The organism is Streptomyces sp. NPDC111606 (assembly GCF_055656945.1).
The window spans coordinates 132,978-152,787 of sequence record NZ_JBVKBY010000005.1; the positions used below are offsets into that span (position 1 = coordinate 132,978).

Consider the following 19,810-nt stretch of genomic DNA (forward strand, 5'->3'; position numbering starts at 1 on the left):
CCGGATGGCACGCCTCCACGACCTCGTCATCGACTGTGCCCATCCGGCCGCCACGGCCCGCTTCTGGGCCGCCGCCCTCGACGACTACGACGTCGCCCCGTACGACGACGCCGAGCTGGCGCGGCTGCGCGCGCAAGGCATCTCGGGCCCGGAGGACGACCCGACCGTGCTCGTCGAGCCCGGTGGCGGCGGCCCTCGGCTGTGGTGTCAGCTCGTCCCGGAGCCCAAGCGCGTGAAGAACCGCCTGCACCTGGACCTGGTCGCCACCGACCCCGAGTCCGAGCTCGGTAGGCTCACCGCCCTCGGGGCGACCCTTGTGACCCGCCACGAGGACCACTGGGTCCTGGCCGACCCCGAGGGCAACGAGTTCTGCCTGTTTCCCAGCCGGTCCTGAACGCCCCGCACCTGGTCCGGACGCCCTGTCGGCGCCCGCCGCCCTGACGCCGCTCAGACCCGCGCGAGCTCCGCCGCCCCGAACGACACGTCGAAACGGTCGCACCAGATGCTGACGCTGCTGTAGCGGGACAGGTCGACGTCCTGCGGCACCACATAGTTCTGGCTGCCCTTGTTGCCCTTGAGCTTGCCGAGGCTGATGTGCGCGCCGTCGTCGAAGACACGCCAGCCCGCCGTGCCCTCCTTCACGGGCGCGTCCGTCAACAGCACGCGCAGGTCCGGCCCGTTGCTGGTCTCCAGCTTCTCCAGGCGTACGACATGGGAGCCGTCGGCCAGCCGTACGAGCCTCACCGTGCCCGATGTCGCGTGCTCGTGGCTGATCAGCTCACCGCCGGCCAGCGTCTTCGGGCCGGGCGCCGAAGGGGCCGCACCCTCCGGGGAGGACGCGCCCGTCGAGGAGGTCGCCCCTGCCGGGGTCTGTGCCGCCACGGGCAGGGCCTCCTCCACGGTCCGGTCCTGCCACAGCTTCCACGGCTGGAACCAGTACAGCCCGAAGCCGCCCACGGCCACCGTCAGCACCAGGACCCCGATGCCCAAAGGCCCGAACAGCTGCCTGCGCACCCGCCCCATAACCGCCCCGCTTCCTGAGAGTCGTCCGTCGACCGTCCGTCGACGTCCATTCAACGGAACTCGAGGCCCGGCGTGCATACCGAGGCTGATGACGAAACCCTTACGTCCGACGCACGGCCGCCGGGACCGGAGGCGTTCCGTCCGGCACACTCGCCCCATGGAGACCGCCGACTTCGTCAGAACCCTGGACCGCGAGGGTCAGCTGCTGGCAGCGGCAGCCGAGGCGGCCGGGGCCGAGGCCGAGGTGCCGACCTGTCCGGACTGGCAGGTGCGGGATCTGCTGCGGCACACGGGCATGGTGCACCGCTGGGCGGCGGCGTTCGTGGCCGAGGGTCACACTTCGGCCCGCCCCGACGGCGGCCTGCCCGACCTCGACGGCGCCGAGCTGCTCGCCTGGTTCCGGGAGGGGCACCGTCAGCTGGTCGACACGCTGGCCGGCGCCCCGGCCGACGTGCGCTGCTGGCAGTTCCTGCCCGCTCCCTCGCCCCTCGCGTTCTGGGCCCGCAGGCAGGCGCACGAGACGACGGTGCACCGCTTCGACGCGGAGACGGCACGCGGCGCCACCCCGAGCGGGATCGACCCCGCCTTCGCGGCGGACGGCGTCGACGAGTTGCTGTGCGCCTTCCACGCCCGGCGCAGGAGCCGGGTCCGCAGCGCCGAACCCCGGGTGCTGCGGGTAGGGGCGACGGACATGAGCGGCGCGGTGTGGACCGTACGGCTGTCGCAGGAACCGCCGGTGGCCGCGCGGGGCGATGCCGCCCCGGCCGACTGCGAGATCTCCGGGCCGGTGGCACGGCTGTATCTGGCGCTGTGGAACCGACTGCCCTTCCCGCACGTGACCGGCGACGCCGCAGTCGCCACGCTGTGGCGGGAGACCTCCGCCGTCACCTGGAGCTGAACGGCGCCATCGCGCGGCCCAACCCGGGCTGTACGCCCGTCAGTTCGCCAGCATCCTCGTCAGCACCGCGCGCTGCACCGGCAGCACCTCGCCGTGCAGCGTGCGCCCTTTCGCCGTGAGCGCCACCCGGACACCCCGCCGGTCCTCCGCGCACATGCCGCGCTCGACGAGTCCGTCCTTCTCCAGCCGGGCGATCAGCCGCGACAGGGCACTCTGGCTCAGATGGACGCGCTCGGAGATCTCCTGGACCCGGTACGAACAGGCGCCGTCCGCCAGCACGTCCAGGACCTCGAAGTCACTGGCACACACGCCGTGTTGATGCAGCGCCCGGTCGAGTTCGCACTGGGTACGCGCATGCAGCGCCAGGATGTCCCGCCACTGGTCCACGAGCGCCCGCTCGGCCTTCGTCGCCGCCATGGCCGCACCGTAGCAGAAATCGCCTTTTGTTGCACTGGAATTAAATGCGCTTGCATTCGATGCATACGCATGTAGTGTTCGGGCCATGACCTCTCCGCTCATCTCCCCCGCGTCCGACGGACGTTGGACCCCCCGGCTGTGGGGCACCTTGCTGGTGCTGTGCGCCGCGATGTTCCTGGACGCACTCGACGTGTCGATGGTCGGTGTCGCCCTGCCGTCCATCGGCGCCGACCTGGGCCTGTCCACCTCGACCCTGCAGTGGATCGTCAGTGGCTACATCCTCGGCTACGGCGGCCTGCTCCTCCTCGGCGGACGGGCCGCCGACCTGCTGGGCCGACGTCAGGTCTTCCTGGTCGCCCTCGCCGTCTTCGCGCTCGCGTCGCTGCTCGGCGGGCTCGTCGACTCCGGCCCGCTGCTGATCGCAAGCCGCTTCATCAAGGGCCTGGCCGCCGCGTTCACCGCGCCCGCCGGCCTGTCGATCATCACCACGACGTTCGCCGAAGGCCCCGTACGCAACCGGGCACTGGCGATCTACACCACCTGCGGCGCCACCGGCTACTCGATGGGACTGGTCTTCTCCGGCCTGCTCACCGAGGCCAGTTGGCGTCTGACCATGCTGCTCCCGGCGCCCGTCGCGCTGATCGCCCTGGCCGTCGGCCTGAAGCTGCTGCCGCGCACCGAGCGCGAGAAGAACACCGGCGGCTACGACATCCCCGGCGCCGTCCTCGGCACCGCCTCGATGCTGCTGCTCGTCTTCACCGTCGTCGAAGCGCCGGAAGCGGGCTGGGGCTCCGCCCGCACGGTCCTGTCCTTCGTCGCCGTCGTCGCCCTGCTGACGGCTTTCGTCCGCGTCGAGCGGCGCAGCCCGAGCCCGCTGATCCGACTCGGCGTGCTGCGCTCCGGGGCTCAAGTGCGGGCGCAACTGGGCGCGTTGACATTCGTCGGCAGCTACATCGGCTTCCAGTTCCTGGTCACGCTGTACATGCAGGAACTGCTCGGCTGGTCGGCGCTGCACACGGCTCTGGCGTTCCTGCCTGCGGGCGCGCTCGTGGCACTGTCGGCGACCAAGGTCGGTGCGATCATCGACCGGTTCGGCACGGCACGGCTGATCGCGATCGGCTTCGCCCTGATGGTCGCCGGCTACGTCCTGTTCCTGCGCATCGACCTCGACCCGGTCTACGCGGCGGTGATCCTGCCCACCATGCTGCTGGTCGGCTCGGCCTTCGCGCTGACCTTCCCCTCACTGAACGTCCAGGCCACGAACGGCGTCGACGAACACGAGCAGGGCATGGTCTCGGGCCTGCTCAACACCTCGGTCCAGGTGGGCGGCGCGCTGTTCCTGGCCGTGGTGACGGCGGTGCTGACCGCGAACACCCCCGCGGAGTCCGCGTCCCCGCAGGCTCACCTCGACAGCTACATGCCCGCTCTGGTCGTGATCACGGGCATCGCGGTCGTGGGTCTGCTGATCGCCCTCACCGGAGTGCGCACGCGTCGCGAGCAGCAGACCGTGGTGGTCGCCAAGTCCGCGTCGCAGGAGGCGGAACGCGTCACCGTTCGCGACTAGGGACCGCGCCCGGTGCCGGACTCCGCACGCCGAACCACTGCTCGGCGCCGTACTCCTCGAACCGCTCCACCTCGGTGAATCCCAGTTTCTGCGCGAGGCGCATCGCGCGGTCGTTGGCGGCCTGGGTGCGGAGCACCACCGGCCGGCCGGGAAGCGCTCCGGCGAACCAGTCGAGTGCCGCGTGGCACGCTTCGGCGGCGTACCCGGATCCCCACGCCTCCGGCAGGAACAGGTAGCCGAGTTCGGTCTCTCCGGCATCGGGAAGGACGTGACCCGGCCGCTCTGCGTCGCGTCGATCGAGCGTGATCATGCCGATCATCGCTCCGTCGAGATCGATCACGAACAGGCCGGGCCTGCGCCCGGGCACCTCGGGCACCGCACGCTCGAGCTCGTCACGCGGTCGAGGTCCACCGATGTACGTGCCCACCTCCGGCGAGGCGAACAGCTCGATGAACGCCGCACGGTCCCGGGCCTCGGACTCGCGGAGCACGAGCCGCTCGGTCCTGATCGGGGCGGGTGGCCAGGCGACGGATCCAAGGTCAGTCATGACGGGCAACGTAGCGCACGTCCGTGAAAGTGATCCGAGAGAGACGCCCGGGGGAACCTTCCTCAACGTGTGCCCGGCGGAGCCTGCTTGCTCCGCCGGGCACACGCTGTGAAACTCCCTGTATGACCATGTATGGGGGACGGCGCAGTCAGGCCGAGCGGGACGCGATCACCGTCGAGATCGGATACGCCCTGTGCAGTGCGGCGTTCGCGGCGGCCGTGCTGTTCGGGGCGGTGGCCGGACCGGCGTTCGCGTTCGATGTGTCGGCCGGGACGCGCACCACGCTCGTCGCGGCGGGGACGACCGCGGCGGCCGTGCTGTTCGTCGCCCGCGTCGTCAGTGTGCTGGTCCGCTTCGGGCAGCGGAAGGCCGCCGCAGGCGAGGCCGGTCAGCCCAGCCAGCCCGGCCGCACCAACCCGGACTCGTAGGCCAGCACCACGAGTTGCGCCCGGTCCCGGGCGCCGAGCTTGACCATCGTGCGGCTGACGTGGGTCTTCGCGGTGAGCGGGCTGACCACCAGGCGCCGGGCGATCTCCTCGTTGGACAGTCCGATGCCGACCAGCGCCATCACCTCCCGCTCGCGCTCGGTGAGTTCGACGAGGGCGTCGGCGGCCGCGGGCTCCTTGGAGCGGGCGGCGAACTCGGCGATGAGACGGCGGGTCACACCCGGCGACAGCAGCGCGTCGCCCTCGACCACCGCCCGTACTGCGCGCAGGAGTTCGTCGGGCTCGGTGTCCTTGACCAGGAAGCCGGAGGCGCCCGAGCGGATGGCCTCGAAGACGTACTCGTCGAGCTCGAAGGTGGTGAGCATGACCACCTTGACGCCCGTGAGGTCGCCGTCGTCGGTGACCCGGCGGGTCGCGGCGAGGCCGTCGAGGAGCGGCATACGGATGTCCATCAGGACGACGTCTGGCCGCAGTTCGCGGACCTTGCGCACCGCTTCCTCGCCGTCGGACGCCTCTCCCGCCACCTCGATGTCGGGCTGTGCGTCGAGCAGCGCGCGGAAGCCGGCCCGCACCAGTGACTGGTCGTCGGCGAGCAGTACGCGGATCACCGGTCCTCCTTGACGTGGTTGCCCGGTTCGTCGGCGGGAGCCTTCAACGGCAGTACGGCGAGCACCCGGAACCCGCCGTCGGCACGCGGGCCCGCCTCGATCGTGCCACCGAGCGCGGCCGCCCGCTCCCGCATTCCGGCGAGTCCATTGCCGCTGCCGCCCGCGTCGGTGCCGGTCGCCGGACCGTCGTCGTCGATGCGCAGCCGTAGCGCCGTCCTGTCGGAGTGATCGAGGTGCACGCGTGCGTGCCGTGATTCCGAGTGTCGTACGACGTTGGTGAGGGCCTCCTGGAGGATCCGGAAGGCGGCGAGGTCCGTGCCGGGTGCCAGGCGGGGCGGATCGCCCTCGACCTCGACGGTGAGGCCCGCACTCGCCGCCTGCTCCACCAGTTCGGGCAGCCGGTCGAGGCCGGGGGCCGGGGCGCGGGGCGCGTCGCCGGGGGTGCGCAGGGTGTCGAGGACCTGGCGGACCTCGCCGAGCGCTTCCTTGCTCTGGGCCTTGATGGTGGTGAGGGCCGTCCGCGCCTGCTCGGGGTCGGTGTCGAGGAGGGCGAGTCCGACACCCGCCTGCACATTGATCACGGAGATGCTGTGCGCGAGGACGTCGTGCAGTTCGCGGGCGATCCGCAGCCGCTCCTCGTCGGCGCGCCGCCGCGCCGCCTGCGCCCGCTCGGCGCGTTCCCGCACCCACTGCTCGCGCCGCGTTCTGGCCAGCTCCGACACCGCCACGATCGCCGCCACCCAGGCGGCGATCACGCCCTCCTGCCCCCAGGGGGCGGCCGAGTCACCGGACGGCGGCAGCCACCGGTACAGCCAGTGGGCGACCAGGGCGTGCCCGATCCAGAACACCCCCACCGCAGCCCAGGTGGCCCGGCGGTGTCCGGTGACGATGGCGTTGAAGCAGGCCACGGCGACAGCCAGGAAGACCGGGCCGTACGGGTATCCGGCGCCGAGGTAGAGCGTGGCGGCGATCGCGGTCCCGAAGACGACGGTCACCGGGTACCGCTTGCGCCACAGCAGCAGGGCCGACGCCACGAACAGCAGGGCGCGTGCGAAGGGGTCGAGCGGGGCCCGGTAGTCCAGCTGCCCCTCGGCGGCGAAGTTCGAGCCGGCCATCACGAAGACGGTGATCAGCAGCGTGGAGCGCCAGGGCCAGCGAACGGCGTGCTCCTCGTCCTCCCAGCGGTTCCACCACGGCGGCCCCTGCCGCCACCACATCGGCGGACCGCCGCGCCGGCGTACCTGCTGCTCATCCATGTCCGCCACGCTAGACGCGATGACCGCCGGGCGGCGTCACCCGGGCGTGGTGATCACGGATACTCCCCGCGAAGTACGCCCCCTCCCCCTCCTCGGCGGCTCACGCCAGTCCCACCTCGTGGGCGAGCCGGCCCACCGCATGCCGGAAGAAGGTCTCCCGGTCCTCCACGACCCGGTGGAACTGCCCGAACAGCTCGAACCCGACGAGCCCGAAGAGCTGGGCCCAGGCGGCGATCAGGGCCGCGACCGTCGCCGCGGGGAGGTCGGGGGCCAGGTCGGCGGCCATGCGCTCGGCCTCGGGGCGCAGTTCGGCGGACAGAGGCGGCTCGGTGAGGCCGGAGTGCCGGTGGGCGTCGCGGAGGATGCCGATGAAGAGGAGGCCGACGCGGGAGGCGGGCGGAACCGTGGTGTCGGGCGCGGTGTAGCCGGGCACGGGCGAGCCGTAGATCAGCGCGTACTCGTGCGGATGCCGCAGCGCCCAGTCGCGGACGGCCTGGGCGACCGCCGTCCAGCGTTCCACGGGCCCGGCGTCGGCGGCCTTGCGGTGCGCGGCCTCCGCACACTCGCCGAGGGAGTCGTAGGCGTCGATGATGAGAGCGGTCAGCAGGTCGTCCCGGCTGGGGAAGTACCGGTAGAGCGCGGAGGACACCATGCCGAGTTCGCGGGCCACGGCGCGCAGCGAGAGCTTCGCGGCGCCCTCGGCCGCGAGCTGTCTGCGCGCCTCGTCCTTGATGGCCGCCGTGACTTCCAGCCTGGCCCGGGCACGTGCGCCCTGTGTGGTGCTGCTCATGTGAGCCACTCTCCCACGGATAACGGAGCAGTGCACATATTCGAGAGCACTGCTCTTGCTCTGGATCGGCAATCTCGTGCACACTGCTCTCAAGCGAGAGCACCGCTCTCTCAATCTCGAGATCAAACTCCGGGAGTCACCGATGTCGTCGCCGTACTACCTCAAGGGCAGCCCGCTGAACGTCCGTTTCAACAGCGTCGTCGGCTGGCTTGCCCGGCACGGGTTCAGCATCGCGGGCACGGCGGAGATGTCCGTGCGCGGGCGCAAGAGCGGCACCATGCAGCGCATCCCGGTCAACCCGCACACCTACGACGGCACGCAGTACCTCGTCTCGGCCCGCGGCCACTCCCAGTGGGTGCGCAACATGCGCGCCGCCGGCGGTGGGGAACTGCGCGTCGGGCGCAAGGTGCGTCAGTTCTCCGCGGTGGAGATTCCCGACGAGACGAAGCTCCCGATCCTGCGGGCCTACCTGGAGAAGTGGGGCTGGGAGGTCAACCAGTACTTCAACGGGGTCACCGCGAAGTCCTCCGACGAGGAGATCGTCGCGGCCGCCCCGGACCACCCCGTCTTCCGGATCACCGTCGAGCAGTGACCGGGGCGTCGTACGGAAGTGCCCCGGTCGTCGTCACGCAGTGACCCGGATCATCGTCAGGAAGTGGCCTCGTCGGCCGCCGGCGCCGGAGTCGGGTTCGGGTTCGCCGACTGACGGTTGTCCAGCGCGGTCAGGGCGCGCTGGGCCATGGGGTGGGTACGGACCATCTCGCCCAGTGACGTGGCGCCGCGGGTGATGTCCATGAACGCCTTCCAGGCCGGCCGGAAACCGGTCAGCCCCATGTGGAAGAGCCCGGGACGGCGCTCGAACGCCGTCAGCAGCCGCTTGCCGACGCTCATTTCGACGCCGAGTCCCGCCTTGATCGCGAAGGCGTAGTTCAGGGCCTGGCGCCGGGTGTCCACGGCGTCGTGCGCCTCGGCGATCCGCACCGCCCACTCCCCCGCGAGCCGCCCCGACCGCAGCGCGAACGAGATGCCCTCGCGTGTCCACGGCTCCAGCAGGCCCGCCGCGTCACCGCACACCAGCACCCGCCCGCGCGACAGCGGCGAGTCGTCGGCGCGGCAGCGCGTCAAGTGGCCGGAGGAGATGCTCGGTTCGAACCCGGCGAGCCCAAGCCGCCCGATGAACTCCTCCAAGTATCGCTTGGTCGCGGCGCCTTCACCGCGCGCCGAGATCACCCCGACCGTGAGCGTGTCGCCCTTGGGGAACACCCAGCCGTAACTGCCGGGAATCGGCCCCCAGTCGATGAGCACCCGCCCCTGCCAGTCCTCGGCGACCGTCTCCGGCACCGGGATCTCCGCCTCCAGGCCGAGGTCCACCTGGTCGAGCTTCACCCCGACGTGGGCTCCTATCCGGCTGGCGCTGCCGTCCGCGCCGACGACGGCCCGCGCGAGCAGCGTCTCGCCGCCCTGCAGGACCACGGCGACGCTACGCCGGTCCGGCACCGCCGAGCCGTGCTGCTCGACGCGCTGCACGGTCACGCCCGTACACAGCTCGGCGCCCGCCTTCTGGGCGTGCTCGACCAGTTGCTGGTCGAACTCGGGCCGGTTGATCAGCCCGAACAGCATGTGCTTGGAGCGGCGGGTGCGGGTGAAGCGGCCGTTGTTGGAGAACGTGACCGCGTGCACCCGGTCGCGGAAGGGCAGCTCGAAGCCGGGTGGGAGCGCGTCGCGCGAGGGACCGATGATGCCGCCGCCGCATGTCTTGTAGCGCGGCAGCTCCGCTTTCTCCAGCACCAGCACGCTCCGCCCGGCGACGGCCGCCGCATACGCGGCCGAGGCTCCTGCGGGTCCCGCGCCCACCACGACGACGTCCCACACCTGCTGCACGTCGTCCGCCGAAGAGTTCTCGCTGCTCACGATGGTCTACTGCTCCCGATCAAGCCGCCTACGCCTGCTGTCCCCCGCATCCTACGGCGGGCATCGTCGCAGGCTGCTGTGGGAGGATCACAGCACTCACTGGTACAACGTCGCACCCACAAGGAGCGTGCCCATGTCGTCGAATCCGGTCGCCGAGACCGTCGCCTCGCTGATGCCAAGGGCGAAGGCGGAGCTCACCGAACTGGTGGCATTCAAGTCGGTGGCGGACTTCGACCAGTTCCCGAGGAGCGAGAGCGAGGGCGCCGCCCGCTGGGTCGCCGACGCCCTGCGCGCGGAGGGCTTCGAGGACGTGGCCCTGCTGGACACCCCCGACGGCACGCAGTCGGTGTACGGCTGTCTGCCCGGCCCCGCGGGCGCGAAGACGGTCCTGCTGTACGCCCACTACGACGTGCAGCCCCCGCTGGACGAGGCCGCCTGGCACACCCCGCCCTTCGAGCTGACCGAGCGCGACGGCCGCTGGTACGGGCGCGGCGCCGCCGACTGCAAGGGCGGCCTGATCATGCACCTGCTGGCGCTGCGCGCGCTCAAGGCCGACGGTGGCGTGCCGGTGCACGTGAAGGTGATCGCCGAGGGCTCGGAGGAGATGGGCACGGGCGGTCTGGAGCGGTACGCCGAGGCACACCCGGACCTGCTGGCGGCCGACACCATCGTGATCGGCGACGCGGGCAACTTCCGCGTCGGCCTGCCGACGGTCACCTCGACCCTGCGCGGCATGACCCTCATGCGCGTGCAGATCGACGCACTCGAAGGCAACCTGCACTCCGGCCAGTTCGGCGGGGCCGCTCCGGACGCGCTCGGCGCGCTGATCCGCGTCCTGGACTCGCTGCGCGCCGAGGACGGTTCGACGACGGTGGACGGGCTGACCGACGAATCGGCGTGGCAGGGACTGCAGTACGACGAGGCGCAGTTCCGCAAGGACGCCAAGGTCCTCGACGGCGTCGAGCTGATCGGCTCCGGCACGGTCGCCGACCGTATCTGGTCGCGCCCCGCCGTCACCGTCCTGGGCATCGACTGCCCGCCGGTCGTCGGCGCCACCCCGTCCGTGCAGGCGAGCGCCCGGGCACTGATCAGCCTGCGGGTGCCGCCGGGCGTCGACGCCGCCGAGGCGACCAAGCTGCTCCAGGCCCACCTGGAGGCGCACACGCCGTGGGGTGCCCGGGTGCGCACCGAGCAGACGGGTCAGGGCCAGGCGTTCCGCGCCGACACGAGCAGCCCCGCCTACCAGGCCATGGCGGACGCGATGGCGGTGGCGTACCCGGACCAGGAGATGCAGTACGCCGGCCAGGGCGGCTCGATCCCGCTGTGCAACACCCTCGCCTCCCTCTACCCGCACGCGGAGATCCTCCTCATCGGCCTGAGCGAGCCGGAGGCCCAGATCCACGCCGTGAACGAGAGCGTGTCCCCGCAGGAGCTGGAGCGCCTGTCGGTCGCCGAGGCACTGTTCCTGCGCAACTACGCGGCGAGCTGAGGCACTTGCGCCGAGGATGGGTTCATGACCCGCTCCGCGCGCCTCACCGCCCACACCGACATCGGCACGTCCCTGGCGCTTCTCTCCGACCACGAGCTCGCGGACCTCGTGGCGGAGGGGACGCCGCTCGGCACGGGGATCGGCGGACGGTCGACGCTGATCGAGGTCGACGGCAGACGCGTGTTCGTGAAACGCATCCCGCTCACCGACGTCGAGTTGCGGCCGGGGAACGCCCGCTCCACGGCGAACGTCCTCGGCCTGCCGGCCTACTTCCACTACGGCATCGGCAGTCCGGGCTTCGGCGCCTGGCGCGAACTCGCCGTGCACACGATGACCACGAACTGGGTGCTGGCCGACCGGTTCCCGGGCTTCCCGCTGACACATCACTGGCGGATCCTGCCGCAGCCGCCCCAACCCCTTCCCACCGAACTGGCCGACGTGGAGCGGGCCGTCGCCCACTGGGGCGGCTGCCCGCAGGTGCGCGAGCGCATCGAGGGACTACGGACGGCGACCGCGAGCGTGGCGCTGTTCCTTGAGTACGTCCCGCACACCCTGCACGACTGGCTGGACGCCCGGCTTCGCACGGACGAGGCCGATACCGCGTGCGCCTTCGTAGAACGGGAACTCAAGGCCACCACCGGCTTCCTCCGCGAGGGCCGGCTGCTGCACTTCGACGCCCACTTCCAGAACATCCTCACCGACGGGCGCCGGCTCTACCTCGCCGACTACGGCCTCGCTCTCTCCGCCCGCTTCCGCCTCACCCCGCAGGAGCGCGACTTCTTCGAGCGGCACCGGCACTACGACAGCGTCTACACCGCCTGCCACTTCGTGAATTGGCTCGCGACCGCCCTGTACGGCCATGACCGGGACGACCGCGAGACCTTCGTGCGTGCCTGCTCCGAGGGGCTCAGGCCCCAGGGGATCCCGCGGGTCGCCGCCGGCATCATCGAGCGGTACGCGCCGCTCGCCGTCGTGATGGGTGACTTCGCCCGGCGGCTCCAGAACGAGAGCAGAACGACGCCGTACCCGTACGAAGCACTGGAGCTCGCTCAGGAAGGCGCCGGTATGCCCGCCTCCAGATAGAGCGCCGCCCCGCGTTCCCGCGCCCGCAGCGCCCAGCGCAGCCGCTCGTACCGCACCGGCGGCAGCAGATCGGCCGCCTCCGCCTCGGTGACGAAGCGCCAGTCGCGCAGTTCGGGCCCGGGCAGCAGAAGCTGTGCGGCCTCCGCCGAGTCGAGCCGGCCGCCGTCGAACAGGAGGCGCAGACCTCCGTATCCGGGGGGCGAGGGCCGCTCCCAGTCGACCACGAGCAGGCGCGGTACGTCGTCCAGCCGTATCCCCGTCTCCTCGGCGACCTCGCGGATGCCCGCGCGCGCGGGCGCCTCGCCGGGTTCGACGACGCCACCGGGGAACTCCCAGCCGGCCTTGTAGGTGGGGTCGACGAGCAGCACGCGGTCCTCCTCGTCGAAGAGCAGGACGCCCGAGGCGAGGGTCTCGGCGGTGGGCTCGGGCGTCTGCACGATGTCGCAGACGGGGACCGAACCGCTGCCGACCGCCTCGGCGATACGGGCGGCAGTCTCGTACGGGGTCAGGCCGCCGTTGTCGACGAGATAGGCGTCGGCGGTGAGCCAGGAAGCGAGCGCGGCACGATACGGCTCTATGCGGTCGTACGACCACTGCCGGACCCGCATCTCGCCGTCGGGCAGGTCGGACGGCACCTCCCGGTCGGCTATTCGCTCCCGCAGGATCGTTTCCGCCGGGGTGAGGAGCACATGCTGGACGGTGATACGGCGGGCGGCGAGGCCACCGAAGATCTCGTCGCGGTACTCCTGGCGCAGCAGCGTCATCGGAACGACGAGGGTCCCGCCGAGCTCGGCGAGCAGCGCGGCCGCCGTGTCGATCACGAGACGTCGCCAGATCGGCAGGTCCTGGAAGTCACCGACCTCGGTGAGGTGTTTGGGCGGAAGCAGGTGACTGAGCGCTCCGCCGATGACCTCGGGGTCGAAGAGCGTGCTGTTCGGGATCAGCTCGATCAGTTCCCGTGCGGTGGTGGTCTTCCCCGCACCGAACGCACCGTTGATCCAAACGATCACGTTTCCCCCTCTTCTGTTGGCCCCCTGTGGCTTGCCCGCTCCACCCTGCCACGGAAACCAGCTCCCGTAGAGAGCGCATGACAACGGCGCCGGAGTCCCCTCGGATTCGAGGGCTCCGGCGCCGTGCTGTCGTACCGGCGGGCTCGTCAGCCCTTCTTGCCGTTCTTGGTCTTCTTGTGCGGAGCGTCGTTCACGGCCCGGTCCGTCTCCCGGTTGATGGCCCGGCCGACCGTGTCCAGGGCGTCGTTCACATTCACGCCGGCGACCTTCGTCTGAGCGCCGCTGACAGGGATCCCGGCGTCCGGCAGCCCGGTGGCGGGGGAACCACCGGTGGCGGGGGTTTCGGCGCCATGGGACGGAGTGACCGCCGCGACGACGAATCCGGTGGCCAGGGAGGCGATGGCGAGCATGCTGCGCTTCTTCATGGTGGGTTCAACTGTGGAACGGGCCGGGAGTCACGCTCGCCCTTCGGGCGATCAGGTCAGTGACGGAACTCCGGCCCCGGTCCGGCCCCCGTGGAGCCTGCGCTCCCGTACGCGCCGTACGAGGTCGCCGGCCGCTTCCGGCCAGCGGGCGTACTCGAAGGCGAACCCCTCGTCGAGCAGTCGGCCAGGGACGACACGGCGGCTCTTGAGCAGCAGTTCGGTGTCCGAGCGCAGGGCGAACGCGCCGATCTCCGCCATCCACCTCGTCGCGGGCAGGCCCACGGGGACGCGCGAGGCGGAGCGGAGGTCGCGCATGAACGTGCGCTGCGGCAGGGGTTCGGGGGCGGCGATGTTCACCGGCCCGACGACGTCGTCCCGCTCGATCAGGAACTCGACCGCGCGGACGAAGTCGCGGTCGTGGATCCAGGAGATGTACTGACCGCCGCCCGCGACGGGGCCGCCGAGGCCCAGCCGCGCGAGGCGCAGCAGCATGTCGAGGACACCGCCGCGATCGGGGCTCATCACCATGGCGGACCGCAGGGCGACCTTCCGGGTGTGCGGCGTGTCGGCCTCTTCCTGTGCCCGCTCCCAGGACCTGGCGATGTCGATGCTGTAGGACCAGTAGTCCGGCACATCGGGCTCGCTGCCGCCGATGATGCCCGTCGCCTCGTCGTTGGGCGCGTCGAAGCGGTGGGCGTAGATGGTGGCCGTGCTCATCTGCAGCCAGACCCGCGGCGGCCGGGCCGCGCTCGCGATCGCCTCGCCGACGATCTGGGTGGAGTGCACCCGCGAATCCATCATGGCCTGCAAATTGGGCGCGGTGTAGCGGCAGCTGACGCTGCGCCCCGCCAGGTTGATCACGACGTCGCTGCCGTCGATCGCCGTGGCCCAGGGCCCCAGGGTCTCGCCGTCCCAGTGCACCTCGCCGTCGCGCGTGGGCCGCCTCGTCAGCACGACGACCTCGTGGCCGGCACTGCTCAGGGCACGGTTCAGGACCGCGCCCACCTGCCCGGTTCCCCCGGGAATCACTATCTTCACGGCTCCCCCTCTCGTATGGGAACGACCTTACCCCAGAACGTTGAACATGTTCAAAAACTCCGCTCGGCTCGCCATTCCGGCCTCCGACGACTTCCAACACACTCCGACAGGTTCTACCGTGAACGCACTATGACGCGTACATGCCGTCACCCGTCTTCGCAGGTACGGAGGAACGTAACGGTGCGTAACCTTCACACCCGCACAACCCACACAAGAGTGGTCGGAGCACTTGCCGCAGGCCTGCTCTGCGCGGCGGGTCTCGCCGCCCCCGCCGCCGCGGCCCCCACGGCTCCCGCCCCGGCGGAGGGCCTCGCCCTCACCCCGCCCATGGGCTTCAACAACTGGAACTCCACGCACTGCCGTGCCGAGTTCGACGAGTCCATGGTCAAGGGGATCGCGGACATCTTCGTCGACAAGGGCCTCAAGGACGCCGGATACGAGTACGTCAACCTCGACGACTGCTGGGCCCTGCCGTCCAGGGACGCGAACGGAAAGCTCGTACCCGACCCGGTCCGCTTCCCGAACGGCATCAAGGCGGTCGCCGACTACGTCCACTCCAAGGGCCTGAAATTCGGCATCTACACCAGCGCGGGCACGAAGACCTGCAACACCGCCGGCTTCCCGGGCTCGCTCGGCCATGAGTACAGCGACGCCCAGCAGTTCGCGGACTGGGGCGTGGACTACCTCAAGTACGACAACTGCAACAACCAGGGTGTGGACGCCAAGCTGCGCTACACGACCATGCGCAACGCGCTCCTGGCCACGGGCCGTCCCATCGTCCACAGCATCTGCGAGTGGGGCGAGAACAAGCCCTGGGAGTGGGCGGGCGACGTCGGCCAGCTGTGGCGCACGACCGGCGACATCAGCGACAACTGGGGCTCGATGCTGTCGATCCTCAAGCAGAACCTGCCGCTCGCGCCGCACGCCGGGCCCGGCCGCTGGAACGACCCCGACATGCTGGAGGTCGGCAACGGCGGCATGACGGACACCGAGTACCGCTCGCACTTCTCGATGTGGGCGATCATGGCCGCTCCGCTCCTCATCGGCTCCGACCTCCGCTCGGCCACCGAGGAGACCTTCGAGATCCTCGGCAACCGCGAGGTCATCGCGGTCGACCAGGACCCCCTGGGCAAGCAGGGCACGGTGATCTCCTCGCAGGGCGGGCGCTGGGTCGTCGCCAAGGAGATGCGGGACGGCAGCCGCGCGGTGGCCCTCTTCAACGAGTCCGGCACCGCCCAGCGCATCACCACGAACGCCGACGCGGTCGGCCTGCCCGCCGCCGACGCCTACTCCCTGCGCGACCTGTGGCAGCACCGGAGCCACAACACCGCGGGCACGATCTCCGCGACTGTCCCCGCGCACGGCACCGTCCTGCTGCGCGTCGCCGCCGATCCCAGGTCGGTCCAGCACCCGCCCGCCGTCGAACTCGGCCTGGACGGCAGCCCGCTGGTCGAGGCGGGCAAGAAGGCAGGCCTCACGTCGACGGTCACCGACCTCGGGCGTACGACGGCCAAGCGCGTGTCCGTCACGCTGACCGGCCCCGAGGGGTGGTCCGTCAGGGCGACGTCACCCACCACCTCGCCGGCGCTCTCCACAGGCCGCTCCCTGCGCACCAAGTGGGCGGTCACCGCACCGCAGGAAACGCCGCCGGGGTCGTACGGGCTCACTCTCAGGGCGAGTTACCGCTCCCCCTCCGGTGTCCGCGTCGACAGCGCGCTGCCGCTGACGGCGACCGTGGTGGTGGCGCCGCCATCGGGGACGTCCGGGCTCGGTGACCTCCCGTGGCTCTCGGCCACCAACGGGTGGGGCCCGGTCGAGCGCAACACCAGCAACGGCGAGAGCGACGCCGGCGACGGGAATCCGATCACGATCGGCGGGGTGGTGTACGGCACGGGGCTCGGAGTCCACGCCGACAGCACCGTCGAGTACTACGGCGGCGGAGCCTGCGAGACGGTCACCGCGAAGGTCGGGGTGGACGACGAGGAGGGCGCCGACGGCACCGTCGCCTTCGAGATCTGGGCGGACGGCACCCGGGCCGCCTCGACCGGCGCCCTCACCAACGCGATGCCGGCCCAGGCGCTCACGGCCGATGTGACCGGCGCCCAGGTAGTCCGGCTCGTCGTCACCGACGGCGGGGACGGCGTCACCTCGGACCACGGCGACTGGGCGGAGGCGCGCCTGACCTGCTGAGCGGTCCGCCCGCCCCCACCCTGTGACTGAACGTTCCTGCCCGCCGGGGTGCTCAGACCCCCGCCGCCGCGCCCGCCTTCCCGGCGAGCGCGGCCGCCGCGGCCCCCACCAGCCCGGCGTCCGTGCCCATCTGGGCGGGGGTGATCGTCAGGCGCTGCACGAAGGACAGGGTGGCGTAGTCGTGGAGGGCCTTGCGGAGCGGGGTGAAGAGGACGTCGCCCGCCTTGCCCACTCCCCCGCCGATCACCGCGATGTCGATCTCGACGAGGGTCGCGGTGGCCGCGATCCCGGCGGCGAGGGCCTGTGCGGCCCGTTCGAAGGAGGCCACGGCGACCGGGTCCCCACCCCGCGCGGCGGCGGCCACCGCGGCGGCGGACGTGTCGCCGTCCGGACCCGGCTGCCAGCCGTTCTCGATCGCGCGCCGGGCGATGTGGGGACCGCTCGCGATGCGCTCCACGCAGCCCCGCGAACCGCACGGGCACAGATCGCCGTCCAGATCGACGCTGATGTGACCGATGTGGCCGGCGTTGCCGGTGGGCCCGGGGTGCAGTCGGCCGTTCAGGACCAGGCCGCCTCCGACGCCCGTCGAGACGACCATGCAGAGCGCGTTGTCGTGCCCCCGGGCGGCTCCCTGCCAGTGCTCGGCCGCCGTGATGGCCACGCCGTCGCCGATCAGCTCGACGGGCAGGCCACCCGCCGCCTCGCGGACGTGCCGGACCAGCGGATAGTCGCGCCAGCCGGGCACGTTCACCGGACTCACGGTGCCCGCGGAGGCGTCCACCGGTCCCGCGCTGCCGATCCCGAGGGCCGTGGCGCGTCCCCACAGGGGCGATGCGGTGAGTTCGCCGACGACCTCCTCGACGGCCCGCATCACGGTGTCGCCGTCCTCCCGGGCGGGCGTCGCGCGCTGAGCTCGGACCGCGATCTGGCCGTGGCCGTCTACCAGCGCTCCGGCGATCTTGGTGCCGCCGATGTCGAGCGCAGCCACGAGGTCGTTGTGCATCAGTGTCAGTTCTCCCCGTCAACCATTCGGATCTCCCCGTCAACCACGGGAATTGGGCGAGCCGGTCTCGCGGTGAGGGCGCAGGCCGGAGATTGCGGTGGACAGTGTCCCCTGGATCTGACAACGTTGTCCAGGCTCTATGCTCGACGCCACATCCTCATACAAACCCATGGACCGACGCATCCCCATGGACAGACGCATCCGCGCGGACCGAGCGAGCCTCATGGATCGACTCGTCCCGTGGACGACGACAGGACAGGACACCGCATCGTGGCCGAGACCATCCGCCGCTCCGACCGCCTTCCGGAGAACCGCTACGGCAACCGTCCGACCATGAAGGACGTCGCGGCGCGTGCCGGAGTGGGCCTGAAGACCGTCTCGCGCGTGGTCAACGGAGAGCCCGGCGTCACGCCGGAGACGGAGCGTCGCGTCCAGGAGGCCATCGACGCCCTCGGCTTCCGCCGCAACGACAGCGCCCGGGTGCTGCGCAAGGGCCGTACGGCGAGCATCGGCCTGGTCCTGGAGGATCTCGCGGACCCTTTCTACGGCCCGCTCAGCCGGGCCGTCGAGGAGGTCGCCCGAGCGCACGGCGCCCTGCTCATCAACGGCTCCAGCGCCGAGGACCCGGACCGCGAGCAGGAGCTGGCGCTGGCACTGTGCGCGCGGCGGGTGGACGGGCTGGTGATCATTCCGGCCGGTGACGACCACCGGTACATGGAGCCCGAGCTCAAGGCGGGCGTCGCCACCGTGTTCGTCGACCGCCCGGCCGGGCAGATCGACGTGGACTGCGTCCTGTCCGACAACCACGGCGGTGCCCGCGACGGCGTCGCGCACCTCATCGCCCACGGCCACCGCAGGATCGGCTTCATCGGCGACATGCCCCGCATCCACACGGCCGCCGAGCGGCTGCGCGGCTACCGGGCAGCGATGGAGGACGCGGGCATACCGGTGGAGGACGCCTGGATGTCCCTGGGCGTCACCGACCCGGAGCGGGTGCGCAGGGCGGCCGAGGAGATGCTCTCCGGACCCTCCCCCGTCACCGCGATCTTCGCGGGCAACAACCGCGTGACGGTCACCGTGATCCGTGTCCTCGCCGAGCAGTCCCGTCGTGTCGCCCTCGTCGGCTTCGACGACATCGAACTCGCCGACCTGCTGCAGCCCGGCGTCACCGTCGTCGCCCAGGACGCGGCGGCTCTCGGTCGTACCGCCGCCGAGCGGCTGTTCCGCCAGCTGGACGGCACGCTGGTCACCCCGGAACGCATCGAGCTGCCGACACGGCTGATCACCCGCGGCTCGGGCGAGCTGCCGCCGGCGGACTGAGCGGCCCATGGACCACAGCATGAGCAGTTCGCGGCCGGTGCAGGACCGCACCCTGGAGGCGCTCGGCCTGGCGGAGGCGCCGCGCGACCATCCGCTGCTCTATCCGGGCGCCTGGCCGTCGGACTCCGGACTCCTCGACGGGGACCGGCTGCTGCCCCTGGACCGCCTGGTGTACGACGACCGCGTGCCCGTCCTCGCGGTCGGCTCCAACGCCTGCCCCGGCCAACTGCGGCGCAAGATGGCCGCTTTCGGAATCGTCACTCCCCTTCCGATGGTGAAGGTGCGGGTGACGGGCATCGAGGTCGGTGTCTCCGCGCATGTGAGCCGCATGGGGTACATGTCCGCGTCGCCCTTCGAAGCACCGGGCCACGTACGGGAGTTGTTCATCACCTGGCTCGACTCGGAGCAGCTCGCGGTGATCGACGCCAGCGAGGGCGTACCGGCGCCGGACGGAAACTTCGGCCGCGCCTGGCTGCCGGCACCCGAGGTGCGGATCGAGACGGCGGACGGCAGCGTACTCCCGGGCACCTTCGTGTACGTCAACCGCCATGGCGTCCTGCACGACGGCTCCGGGGCGCCGCGCACCCACCCCGGCCAGCATGCGCTGATCGCGGAACTCCTGCTCGGCTCGGCCCGGTTGCGGGAGCTGTTCGGGGTCACTCCCGAGGAGTTCTGCGAGCGTGCGCGAGCCGACGCGGGGTTGTGCGAGCGGGGAACGCGGCTGCTCGTGGAGGAGCGGCTGGTGACGACCTCCGGGCTGGAGAAGTACCTCCGGGCCGACCGGAACTGAGC

The 19,810-nt window shown here is 71.3% G+C and carries 21 protein-coding genes; 10 read left to right on the top strand and 11 right to left on the bottom strand.

Annotation, left to right across the window (positions count from 1 at the left end; translation table 11 throughout):
• The first annotated feature begins 4 nt into the window (after positions 1 to 4).
• Entirely contained in the window at positions 5 to 394 is a 390-nt protein-coding gene (locus tag ACZ7M7_RS19315; RefSeq protein ID WP_472118333.1) for a VOC family protein, read from the top strand.
• 53 nt (positions 395 to 447) lie between these two features.
• On the opposite strand, the gene ACZ7M7_RS19320 is transcribed toward ACZ7M7_RS19315, so the two are convergent.
• Entirely contained in the window at positions 448 to 1,023 is a 576-nt protein-coding gene (locus ACZ7M7_RS19320) for a DM13 domain-containing protein (RefSeq protein ID WP_472118336.1), read from the bottom strand.
• Positions 1,024 to 1,180: 157 nt separating this feature from the next.
• Between ACZ7M7_RS19320 and ACZ7M7_RS19325 the strand changes: the two genes are divergently transcribed.
• On the top strand, positions 1,181 to 1,921 hold the full coding sequence (locus ACZ7M7_RS19325; RefSeq protein ID WP_472118339.1) for a maleylpyruvate isomerase family mycothiol-dependent enzyme: 741 nt from the start codon (positions 1,181 to 1,183) through the stop codon (positions 1,919 to 1,921).
• A 39-nt stretch (positions 1,922 to 1,960) separates the two neighbouring features.
• Here ACZ7M7_RS19325 and ACZ7M7_RS19330 read toward each other — a convergent pair whose 3' ends face one another.
• Entirely contained in the window at positions 1,961 to 2,338 is a 378-nt protein-coding gene (locus tag ACZ7M7_RS19330) for a MarR family winged helix-turn-helix transcriptional regulator (RefSeq protein WP_383598660.1), read from the bottom strand.
• A gap of 85 nt (positions 2,339 to 2,423) precedes the next feature.
• Here ACZ7M7_RS19330 and ACZ7M7_RS19335 point away from each other — a divergent pair, with 85 nt between their 5' ends.
• Positions 2,424 to 3,902, top strand: a complete 1,479-nt coding sequence (locus tag ACZ7M7_RS19335; protein WP_472118342.1) for an MFS transporter — start codon at positions 2,424 to 2,426, stop codon at positions 3,900 to 3,902.
• On the opposite strand, the gene ACZ7M7_RS19340 is transcribed toward ACZ7M7_RS19335, so the two are convergent.
• Positions 3,886 to 4,449, bottom strand: a complete 564-nt coding sequence (locus ACZ7M7_RS19340) for a GNAT family N-acetyltransferase (protein ID WP_472118345.1) — start codon at positions 4,447 to 4,449, stop codon at positions 3,886 to 3,888. The two genes, ACZ7M7_RS19335 and ACZ7M7_RS19340, sit on opposite strands and share 17 nt — an antisense overlap.
• A 122-nt stretch (positions 4,450 to 4,571) precedes the next feature.
• Here ACZ7M7_RS19340 and ACZ7M7_RS19345 point away from each other — a divergent pair, with 122 nt between their 5' ends.
• Positions 4,572 to 4,877: a DUF6332 family protein gene (locus ACZ7M7_RS19345; RefSeq protein WP_328429483.1), complete on the top strand. Its 306-nt coding sequence runs from the start codon at positions 4,572 to 4,574 to the stop codon at positions 4,875 to 4,877.
• On the opposite strand, the gene ACZ7M7_RS19350 is transcribed toward ACZ7M7_RS19345, so the two are convergent.
• The 3 genes from ACZ7M7_RS19350 to ACZ7M7_RS19360 all read right to left on the bottom strand — a co-directional run bounded on the left by ACZ7M7_RS19350 (position 4,838) and on the right by ACZ7M7_RS19360 (position 7,549).
• Positions 4,838 to 5,503, bottom strand: coding sequence for a response regulator transcription factor (locus ACZ7M7_RS19350; protein WP_472118348.1), 666 nt, complete (start codon positions 5,501 to 5,503; stop codon positions 4,838 to 4,840). The two genes, ACZ7M7_RS19345 and ACZ7M7_RS19350, sit on opposite strands and share 40 nt — an antisense overlap.
• Entirely contained in the window at positions 5,500 to 6,759 is a 1,260-nt protein-coding gene (locus ACZ7M7_RS19355) for a sensor histidine kinase (RefSeq protein ID WP_472118352.1), read from the bottom strand. The genes ACZ7M7_RS19350 and ACZ7M7_RS19355 overlap by 4 nt, the downstream gene beginning before the upstream one ends.
• A 100-nt stretch (positions 6,760 to 6,859) precedes the next feature.
• Positions 6,860 to 7,549 (bottom strand): TetR/AcrR family transcriptional regulator, encoded by a 690-nt coding sequence (locus ACZ7M7_RS19360; protein ID WP_472118355.1) that lies wholly within the window; start codon positions 7,547 to 7,549, stop codon positions 6,860 to 6,862.
• A gap of 142 nt (positions 7,550 to 7,691) precedes the next feature.
• On the opposite strand from ACZ7M7_RS19360, the gene ACZ7M7_RS19365 reads away from it, so the two are divergent.
• Complete coding sequence (locus ACZ7M7_RS19365) at positions 7,692 to 8,141, top strand: nitroreductase/quinone reductase family protein (protein WP_472118358.1); 450 nt, start codon at positions 7,692 to 7,694, stop codon at positions 8,139 to 8,141.
• A 56-nt stretch (positions 8,142 to 8,197) separates the two neighbouring features.
• Here the strand turns inward: ACZ7M7_RS19365 and ACZ7M7_RS19370 are convergent, their stop codons facing one another.
• Complete coding sequence (locus tag ACZ7M7_RS19370) at positions 8,198 to 9,460, bottom strand: geranylgeranyl reductase family protein (protein WP_472118361.1); 1,263 nt, start codon at positions 9,458 to 9,460, stop codon at positions 8,198 to 8,200.
• 133 nt (positions 9,461 to 9,593) lie between these two features.
• On the opposite strand from ACZ7M7_RS19370, the gene ACZ7M7_RS19375 reads away from it, so the two are divergent.
• Positions 9,594 to 10,949 carry a M20/M25/M40 family metallo-hydrolase gene (locus ACZ7M7_RS19375; RefSeq protein WP_472118364.1) on the top strand — a complete coding sequence of 452 codons (1,356 nt, stop codon included), beginning with the start codon at positions 9,594 to 9,596 and terminating at the stop codon, positions 10,947 to 10,949.
• A 24-nt stretch (positions 10,950 to 10,973) separates the two neighbouring features.
• The gene (locus tag ACZ7M7_RS19380) at positions 10,974 to 12,032 is read left to right on the top strand and encodes a protein kinase family protein (RefSeq protein WP_472118367.1); all 1,059 of its coding nucleotides are present in this window, start codon (positions 10,974 to 10,976) and stop codon (positions 12,030 to 12,032) included.
• On the opposite strand, the gene ACZ7M7_RS19385 is transcribed toward ACZ7M7_RS19380, so the two are convergent.
• The 3 genes from ACZ7M7_RS19385 to ACZ7M7_RS19395 all read right to left on the bottom strand — a co-directional run bounded on the left by ACZ7M7_RS19385 (position 11,999) and on the right by ACZ7M7_RS19395 (position 14,505).
• Positions 11,999 to 13,042, bottom strand: coding sequence for an NUDIX hydrolase (locus ACZ7M7_RS19385; protein ID WP_472118370.1), 1,044 nt, complete (start codon positions 13,040 to 13,042; stop codon positions 11,999 to 12,001). The genes ACZ7M7_RS19380 and ACZ7M7_RS19385 overlap by 34 nt on opposite strands.
• A 146-nt stretch (positions 13,043 to 13,188) precedes the next feature.
• Positions 13,189 to 13,467: a hypothetical protein gene (locus tag ACZ7M7_RS19390; protein ID WP_383598696.1), complete on the bottom strand. Its 279-nt coding sequence runs from the start codon at positions 13,465 to 13,467 to the stop codon at positions 13,189 to 13,191.
• Positions 13,468 to 13,518: 51 nt separating this feature from the next.
• On the bottom strand, positions 13,519 to 14,505 hold the full coding sequence (locus tag ACZ7M7_RS19395; RefSeq protein WP_472118373.1) for a TIGR01777 family oxidoreductase: 987 nt from the start codon (positions 14,503 to 14,505) through the stop codon (positions 13,519 to 13,521).
• A 216-nt stretch (positions 14,506 to 14,721) separates the two neighbouring features.
• Between ACZ7M7_RS19395 and ACZ7M7_RS19400 the strand changes: the two genes are divergently transcribed.
• The gene (locus ACZ7M7_RS19400; RefSeq protein WP_472118376.1) at positions 14,722 to 16,695 is read left to right on the top strand and encodes an NPCBM/NEW2 domain-containing protein; all 1,974 of its coding nucleotides are present in this window, start codon (positions 14,722 to 14,724) and stop codon (positions 16,693 to 16,695) included.
• 52 nt (positions 16,696 to 16,747) lie between these two features.
• Here ACZ7M7_RS19400 and ACZ7M7_RS19405 read toward each other — a convergent pair whose 3' ends face one another.
• Complete coding sequence (locus ACZ7M7_RS19405; RefSeq protein ID WP_472118379.1) at positions 16,748 to 17,698, bottom strand: ROK family protein; 951 nt, start codon at positions 17,696 to 17,698, stop codon at positions 16,748 to 16,750.
• Between the two features lie 240 nt (positions 17,699 to 17,938).
• Here ACZ7M7_RS19405 and ACZ7M7_RS19410 point away from each other — a divergent pair, with 240 nt between their 5' ends.
• Together ACZ7M7_RS19410 and ACZ7M7_RS19415 are read left to right on the top strand one after the other, a co-directional pair.
• Entirely contained in the window at positions 17,939 to 19,018 is a 1,080-nt protein-coding gene (locus ACZ7M7_RS19410) for a LacI family DNA-binding transcriptional regulator (protein ID WP_383598708.1), read from the top strand.
• Between the two features lie 19 nt (positions 19,019 to 19,037).
• Positions 19,038 to 19,808, top strand: coding sequence for a hypothetical protein (locus tag ACZ7M7_RS19415; RefSeq protein WP_472118382.1), 771 nt, complete (start codon positions 19,038 to 19,040; stop codon positions 19,806 to 19,808).
• Positions 19,809 to 19,810 lie beyond the last annotated feature (2 nt).

Bases quoted from the DNA above. Each gene is read 5' to 3' on its own strand.
- ACZ7M7_RS19320 (WP_472118336.1), bottom strand. From the start codon at position 1,023: ATGGGGCGGGTGCGCAGGCAGCTGTTCGGGCCTTTGGGCATCGGGGTC.
- ACZ7M7_RS19415 (WP_472118382.1), top strand. From the start codon at position 19,038: ATGAGCAGTTCGCGGCCGGTGCAGGACCGCACCCTGGAGGCGCTCGGC.
- ACZ7M7_RS19365 (WP_472118358.1), top strand. From the start codon at position 7,692: ATGTCGTCGCCGTACTACCTCAAGGGCAGCCCGCTGAACGTCCGTTTC.
- ACZ7M7_RS19325 (WP_472118339.1), top strand. From the start codon at position 1,181: ATGGAGACCGCCGACTTCGTCAGAACCCTGGACCGCGAGGGTCAGCTG.
- ACZ7M7_RS19375 (WP_472118364.1), top strand. From the start codon at position 9,594: ATGTCGTCGAATCCGGTCGCCGAGACCGTCGCCTCGCTGATGCCAAGG.
- ACZ7M7_RS19355 (WP_472118352.1), bottom strand. From the start codon at position 6,759: ATGGATGAGCAGCAGGTACGCCGGCGCGGCGGTCCGCCGATGTGGTGG.
- ACZ7M7_RS19335 (WP_472118342.1), top strand. From the start codon at position 2,424: ATGACCTCTCCGCTCATCTCCCCCGCGTCCGACGGACGTTGGACCCCC.
- ACZ7M7_RS19405 (WP_472118379.1), bottom strand. From the start codon at position 17,698: ATGCACAACGACCTCGTGGCTGCGCTCGACATCGGCGGCACCAAGATC.
- ACZ7M7_RS19380 (WP_472118367.1), top strand. From the start codon at position 10,974: ATGACCCGCTCCGCGCGCCTCACCGCCCACACCGACATCGGCACGTCC.
- ACZ7M7_RS19315 (WP_472118333.1), top strand. From the start codon at position 5: ATGGCACGCCTCCACGACCTCGTCATCGACTGTGCCCATCCGGCCGCC.
- ACZ7M7_RS19360 (WP_472118355.1), bottom strand. From the start codon at position 7,549: ATGAGCAGCACCACACAGGGCGCACGTGCCCGGGCCAGGCTGGAAGTC.
- ACZ7M7_RS19340 (WP_472118345.1), bottom strand. From the start codon at position 4,449: ATGACTGACCTTGGATCCGTCGCCTGGCCACCCGCCCCGATCAGGACC.
- ACZ7M7_RS19330 (WP_383598660.1), bottom strand. From the start codon at position 2,338: ATGGCGGCGACGAAGGCCGAGCGGGCGCTCGTGGACCAGTGGCGGGAC.
- ACZ7M7_RS19390 (WP_383598696.1), bottom strand. From the start codon at position 13,467: ATGAAGAAGCGCAGCATGCTCGCCATCGCCTCCCTGGCCACCGGATTC.
- ACZ7M7_RS19345 (WP_328429483.1), top strand. From the start codon at position 4,572: ATGACCATGTATGGGGGACGGCGCAGTCAGGCCGAGCGGGACGCGATC.